Source organism: Bacteroidota bacterium (assembly GCA_034723125.1).
In the GTDB taxonomy this organism is placed as follows: Bacteria; Bacteroidota; Bacteroidia; order CAILMK01; family JAAYUY01; genus JAYEOP01.
In genome coordinates this window covers 2,361-8,506 of record JAYEOP010000482.1, presented here as the reverse complement: position 1 = coordinate 8,506, position 6,146 = coordinate 2,361, and the positions used below count along the sequence as shown (strand labels likewise).

Sequence of the window (6,146 nt, the reverse complement as noted above, 5' to 3'; positions counted from 1 at the left end):
ATCACAAAGTATGAAACAATTCATTATGGAATTATTATACTATTGATTTTCTTTATGTTATCACAACTCGACATTTAATAAGTTTCCGAATGTCAATTCTTTATATTCAAATGCGAAACTTGAGTAATAATTATTACCTTGATTGTTTATTCTTTGTGTCTTACTGTCTTAGTGGCAATTCTTCTATTTTTCTAACATATTAGAGAAGACTCATTATTATTAATAAAAATTAACTATTTTCGCAAAAAATATATACATTTGTTCACTGTAAAATATAAATTTTTAATGAAGGCTGACGGTATAAAATATAAGCAAATATTAAAAACAGCAAAGGCACTTTTTTGGAAGCATGGCATTAAAAGGGTTAAAATTGAAGAAATATGTACTGAGGCAATTATTAGTAAAAAAACATTCTATAAACATTTAACACAACTTTATTCAAATTCTCAGGAAATGATAAAAGAAATAATGTATTCCTTTTTTTATGGAATATTACCAACAAAAACTGATAATATTTAAATGAAAATTAAATTTGTAAAATATTGTTTTATTACTTTTCTTATGTTGTTTGCATTTGCAGTGCAAGCACAAAAATTTAAAACTACAACAAAAGGTATTCTTGATGGCTGGTCAACATTTAACTTTAATGAAAAAGTTGATTGTCAATTTGGTGTACGTTTTATTCCTACAATTAATATTGAAAAGTCATTAAATGAAAAACTAAAATTTGATTTTGAAGGTTCTTTTAATTCAACAACATTTTGGTTTTATAAAGACTGGGAGTTTCAAGACAATTTTGATAATATAAGACCCTATCGCTTATGGGCAAGATTAAGTTCAAATCAATTTGAACTACGAGTAGGCTTACAAAAGATAAATTTCGGTACTGCAAGCATATTACGTCCATTGATGTGGTTCGACCAAGTTGACCCTCGCGATCCTTTACAACTTACAACAGGAGTAAATGGAATTCTCGGAAGATATTATTTTAAAAACAATGCAAACATTTGGATTTGGACATTGTATGGAAATGATAATATTAAAGGTTGGGAAGTTATTGAATCGGAAAAAGATAAACCCGAAATAGGAGGGAGAATACAATTTCCAATTCCAAAAGGAGAGGCAGGTGTTAGCATTCACCATCGAACAGCAAATTTAAACTCATTTATCCTCGATAGTACAGAACACAGGATGTTTCCCGAAAACAAAATTGGAATAGACGGCAAGTGGGATTTAGGAGTTGGGCTTTGGTTTGAGCTTGTTGTTAAAAAGAATGAGATAACAAAAATACCACGTCCAATGCTTTATGAACATTCATTTACACTTGGATTGGATTATACTTTCGGATTAGGAAATGGCTTGAATGTATTAACAGAATTCTTTTATTTAAGTCAATCCGATAATTTGTTTGCAAGTGATAAATTTGCAAAATTCTCTTCATTTTCAATTAATTATCCTTTGGATTTAATGAATAACATATCAACGATTGTATTTTATAATTGGAATGATCAAAGCTTATACAGATTCATTAATTTTCAAAGAACTTATGATTACTGGAGTTTTTATTTAATGGCATTTTGGAATCCGGAATCTTTTAAGCTGTTTAATTATAACGCTGAACAAAATTTATTTGCAGGAAAAGGCTTACAGTTGATGGCTGTATATAATTTTTAATTAAAAAAATGAACATTTAAATATATTGAAATGGAAAATGAAAAAATAATTACTATTAAAGGGCTTGCCAAGCACTACTCAATGGGAAGTGGAAAGTTTACTGCTCTTAATAACATTAATTTAGATTTTAATAAAGGAGAGTTTACAGGCATTATAGGACCCTCAGGCTCAGGCAAAACTACTTTGTTAAACATTATCGGTTCACTCGATAATCCTTCAGAAGGAGAAGCTATTGTTTTAGGAGAAAATATTAATGAGCTAACCGCAAAAACATCTGCAAAATTACGCAAATACCATTTTGGTTTCATATTTCAAAATTATAATCTTTTAGCAGTACACACGGTTTATGAAAATGTTGAATTTCCTTTACTTTTAATGAAAATAAATGCAACAAAAAGAAAAGAAATGGTTATGGAAGCTCTTGATTGGCTTGGAATAACTGACAAAATGAAATCAAGACCGGCACAGCTTTCGGGAGGTGAATGTCAGCGTGTGGCAATTGCAAGGGCAATGGTAAAAAAACCACAAATTGTACTTGCTGATGAACCAACGGCAAACCTTGATGCAGAAAATTCTCATCACATTATTCAAACAATGGAAAAACTTAACAAAGAGTTAAAAACAACTTTTATTTTTGCTACACATGATGAAAAAGTAATTGGTTATTTGCATAGAACAATTAAATTGGAAGATGGAGCTGTTGCAAATGATGAAATTATAAAAAAATAAGGAGGACATAATTATGCTTGCATTAAAATTAGCATATCGAAATTTAATAGGAGCCGGCTTAAGAACATGGCTTATTGTATTTGTATTGTCTCTTTCCTTTGTTGTAATTATTTGGCACAAAGGAATGCTTGATGGCTGGGATGCTCAAGCAACTACTGATTTAATTGCATGGGAATATGGTGGTGGACAATTATGGAATAAAAATTATGACCCTTTTGACCCTTTTACTCTTGAAGAAAGTCATTCAAAAATTCCTGATGCTTTTAAAAAACATATTAAAAGTGGAAATATTACACCTATACTTATAACACAAGGAACCATTTACCCCGAAGGAAGGATGCAAAGTATTTTGATAAAAGGAATTGATAAAAATCAGGACATACTTAAAATACCTACTGATAAATTTTTAATTGAAGATGGTTTTATTCCTGCTGTTATCGGAACTAAGATGGCAAAATCAAATGACTTTAAAATAGGTGATAATGTTATGCTTAGATGGAGAGACGTAAATGGAACCTTTGATGCTACAAATATAAAAATTACAGGTATTTTTAAAACCAATGCTCCAACTGTTGATAACAGTCAAATTTGGATACCAATTGAAAGTTTGCAAGAAATGATGAAAGGAAAAAATGAAGCAACTATCTTTGTTCAAAAAGAGCCTATGGAAAGTATGCAAACGGAAAATTGGATTTATAAAAGTCAAAAGTTTTTATTAACGGATATTACAGAACTTATTAAAATGAAATCTGTAGGCGGGGCTGTGTTTTATGGTATTTTGCTTTTACTGGCTCTACTTGCTATTTTTGATACTCAAATCCTTTCTATTTTTAGAAGACAAAAAGAAATTGGTACTTATGTAGCAATGGGAATGACAAAATCTCAGGTGGTAGGTTTATTTACCGTTGAAGGTGCTTTTCATTCGGTACTTGCTTTAATAATGGGAGCTATTTACGGAATTCCATTTTTGTCGTGGCAAGCAAAAACCGGTATTACTATGCCAATGGAAGGCGATGATTATGGACTTCCTATGGCGGAAATAATGTATCCTAAATATGGAGTGAGCTTAGTAATAACAACAATATTAATTGTTATGATTGCTACAACAATAGTTAGTTATTGGCCATCAAGAAAAATTTCAAAAATGAAACCAACAGAAGCATTAAGGGGGAAAGTACAATGATTAGATTTTTATTTAAAGGAGTAATAAGAGATAGAAATAGAAGTGTTTTACCAATTATTGTAGTATCAATAGGTGTTTTTCTTACTGTGTTATTTCAATCTTGGCTTACAGGTATTATGGGTGAGAGTATTGAATTTAATGCCAATTTTTCAACAGGTCACGTAAAAATACTTACCAATGGGTATGAAAAAAATATCAATCAACGCCCTAATGATTTGGCACTAATGGATATAAAATCTATTAACAATGATTTGAAAACGAATTATCCTGAAATACAATGGGTAGAGAGAATACTTTTTGGTGGACTAATTGATGTACCTGATAAAAACGGAGAAACAAGAGTTCAAGGTACAACAACAGGATTTGGAATTGATTTGTTTTCAGAAAATAGTGATGAACTTCAAAGGTTGAATATTAAAAAATCATTAAAAAAAGGAAGTATTCCTAAAAATCCGGGAGAAATATTGATAAGTAAAAATTTTGCCAATAAGTTAAAAGTAGGAATAGGAGATAAAGTAACTTTTATTGGCTCAAGTATGTATGGTGAATTGTCGATGTATAACTTTAGAATTGCAGGAATGGTAGAGTTTGGTACTACAATTTTAGATAAAGGAGCTATAATTGTTGACATTACCGATATACGAAAAGCATTAGATATGAAAAATGCTACAAGTGAAATTCTTGGATTTTTTAAAACAGGATATTTTGATCAGGAGAAAAGTGAAGAAATAATTGCAACTTACAATAAAATTAATAATGATTCAACAGATATTTTTTCACCCAAAATGCTAAGCTTACGGGATCAAAATGAAATGGGAATGTTCGTTGATTTTTCATCAAAAATTTCAGCAATAATTACTTTTGTTTTTGTAATTATCATGTCTCTGATTCTATGGAATGCAGGTTTGTTAGGAGGATTACGCAGATATGGTGAATTTGGTGTAAGGTTAGCAATTGGAGAAGAAAAAAAACATATCTACAAAACACTAATTTATGAATCGGTACTTGTAGGAATAATAGGCTCTGTTATTGGAACTATGGTCGCCCTTGTTTTGGCTTATTATTTACAAGAAAAAGGACTTGATGTAAGTTCTTTTACGAAAAATGCAACAATTATGCTTCCTTCTGTTTATAAAGCTAGAATAACTACAGAAACTTTTTATATTGGATTTTTACCTGGAGTAATTTCAACGGTCTTAGGAAGTATGTTATCTGGAATTGGTATTTATAAAAGAAAAACAGCTCAATTGTTTAAAGAACTTGAGACTTGAAAGAGCGAAAAGGAGAATAAATGATAAACAAAAAGAAGTACTTAGAGTTGAAAACTAAAAGGTAAAAACTAAAAGGTAAAAGGTTATGTGTTACGAATAAACAAGAAGAAGTACTTAGAGTTGAAAACTAAAAGGTAAAAACTAAAAGGTAAAAGTTATGTGTTACGAATAAACAAAAAGAAGTACTTAAAGTGCCTAAAGTACTTAGAGTTAGTGTATCGGATAAACAAATAAAAAAAATCTCTTTGCGTTCTTAGCGTCTTTGCGAGAAATAAAAAAAAATGTCTAAAGTACTTAAAGTTAGGAGTTACGGATAAACAAATAAACAGATAAACAGATAAACAGATAAACAGATAAACAAATAAACAAATTAAACTATGAAACTTATAACATTACTACTGCTACTTACATGCTCGTTTGCTTTTGCTCAAAACCCTGATGCAAAAGCAATTCTTGATAAGATTGATAAAAATATGTCGTCAGAAAACAGAGTATTTACTTCTGAAATGCTAATACATGGTAGGAGAGTTACTCGTACAATTGCTTCTAAAACATATTCCGTAGGTGAGAATAAGTCTTTTACAGAGTATCTTTCACCTGCAAGGCAACAAGGCACTAAAATGCTTAAGTTGGAAGATGAGCTTTGGATTTATTCGCCATCAACCGATAGGACAATAAAAATTGCAGGGCACATGCTCAAACAATCTTTAATGGGATCTGACCTTTCGTATGAAGACATGATGGATGATAGCAAATTATCAGAAATTTATAATGCAAAAGTAATAGGGGAGGAAATATATGATGAAAGAGATTGTTGGATAATTGAGCTTATTGCAATAAAAAAAGATGTAACTTATCAAAAACGAAAAATCTGGGTTGATAAAAATCGCTATGTTCCTTTAAAAGAAGAATTGTTTGCGAAAAGTGGACAATTGCTTAAGAAAACAACACTCAGTAATATAAAAAAGATTGAAGGCAGATGGTATCCTACAAAAATAGTTTTTAAAGATGTACTTAAAAAAGGAGAGGGAACAGAGTTTATTATTAAAGAAATAAAATTTAATCAGGAAATATCTGAATATTTATTTACCAAAGCGGCTTTGAAAAAATAAGTTTTTGCTTAAAACATTGTAAAACAATAACCTTAAGGGAAGTTCTCTTAATAAAAAAATATTCGTGTGTTTTCGGCATCAAAAAAGTAACCTTGGATTCTAACCAATTTTGTTCAATTTCATCATTGGATTCTAACCATTTTTATTTGATTTTATCATTGGATTTTAACCAATTTT

At 30.0% G+C, this 6,146-nt stretch carries 6 protein-coding genes; all 6 read left to right on the top strand.

Going from position 1 to position 6,146, the window contains the following annotated elements:
- The first annotated feature begins 285 nt into the window (after positions 1 to 285).
- The 6 genes from U9R42_12555 to U9R42_12530 all read left to right on the top strand — a co-directional run bounded on the left by U9R42_12555 (position 286) and on the right by U9R42_12530 (position 5,969).
- Complete coding sequence (locus tag U9R42_12555; GenBank protein ID MEA3496849.1) at positions 286 to 519, top strand: TetR/AcrR family transcriptional regulator; 234 nt, start codon at positions 286 to 288, stop codon at positions 517 to 519.
- Positions 520 to 1,674 (top strand): hypothetical protein, encoded by a 1,155-nt coding sequence (locus U9R42_12550; protein MEA3496848.1) that lies wholly within the window; start codon positions 520 to 522, stop codon positions 1,672 to 1,674.
- A gap of 30 nt (positions 1,675 to 1,704) precedes the next feature.
- A complete protein-coding gene (locus U9R42_12545; GenBank protein ID MEA3496847.1) occupies positions 1,705 to 2,403 on the top strand; it encodes an ABC transporter ATP-binding protein in 699 nt (232 codons plus the stop codon).
- Positions 2,404 to 2,416: 13 nt separating this feature from the next.
- Positions 2,417 to 3,586: an FtsX-like permease family protein gene (locus U9R42_12540; GenBank protein ID MEA3496846.1), complete on the top strand. Its 1,170-nt coding sequence runs from the start codon at positions 2,417 to 2,419 to the stop codon at positions 3,584 to 3,586.
- Positions 3,583 to 4,857 carry an FtsX-like permease family protein gene (locus U9R42_12535; GenBank protein MEA3496845.1) on the top strand — a complete coding sequence of 425 codons (1,275 nt, stop codon included), beginning with the start codon at positions 3,583 to 3,585 and terminating at the stop codon, positions 4,855 to 4,857. The genes U9R42_12540 and U9R42_12535 overlap by 4 nt, the downstream gene beginning before the upstream one ends.
- Positions 4,858 to 5,234: 377 nt before the next feature.
- Positions 5,235 to 5,969, top strand: a complete 735-nt coding sequence (locus U9R42_12530) for an outer membrane lipoprotein-sorting protein (protein MEA3496844.1) — start codon at positions 5,235 to 5,237, stop codon at positions 5,967 to 5,969.
- The last annotated feature ends 177 nt before the right edge of the window (positions 5,970 to 6,146 follow it).

Bases quoted from the DNA above. Each gene is read 5' to 3' on its own strand.
- U9R42_12555 (MEA3496849.1), top strand. From the start codon at position 286: ATGAAGGCTGACGGTATAAAATATAAGCAAATATTAAAAACAGCAAAG.
- U9R42_12550 (MEA3496848.1), top strand. From the start codon at position 520: ATGAAAATTAAATTTGTAAAATATTGTTTTATTACTTTTCTTATGTTG.
- U9R42_12545 (MEA3496847.1), top strand. From the start codon at position 1,705: ATGGAAAATGAAAAAATAATTACTATTAAAGGGCTTGCCAAGCACTAC.
- U9R42_12540 (MEA3496846.1), top strand. From the start codon at position 2,417: ATGCTTGCATTAAAATTAGCATATCGAAATTTAATAGGAGCCGGCTTA.
- U9R42_12535 (MEA3496845.1), top strand. From the start codon at position 3,583: ATGATTAGATTTTTATTTAAAGGAGTAATAAGAGATAGAAATAGAAGT.
- U9R42_12530 (MEA3496844.1), top strand. From the start codon at position 5,235: ATGAAACTTATAACATTACTACTGCTACTTACATGCTCGTTTGCTTTT.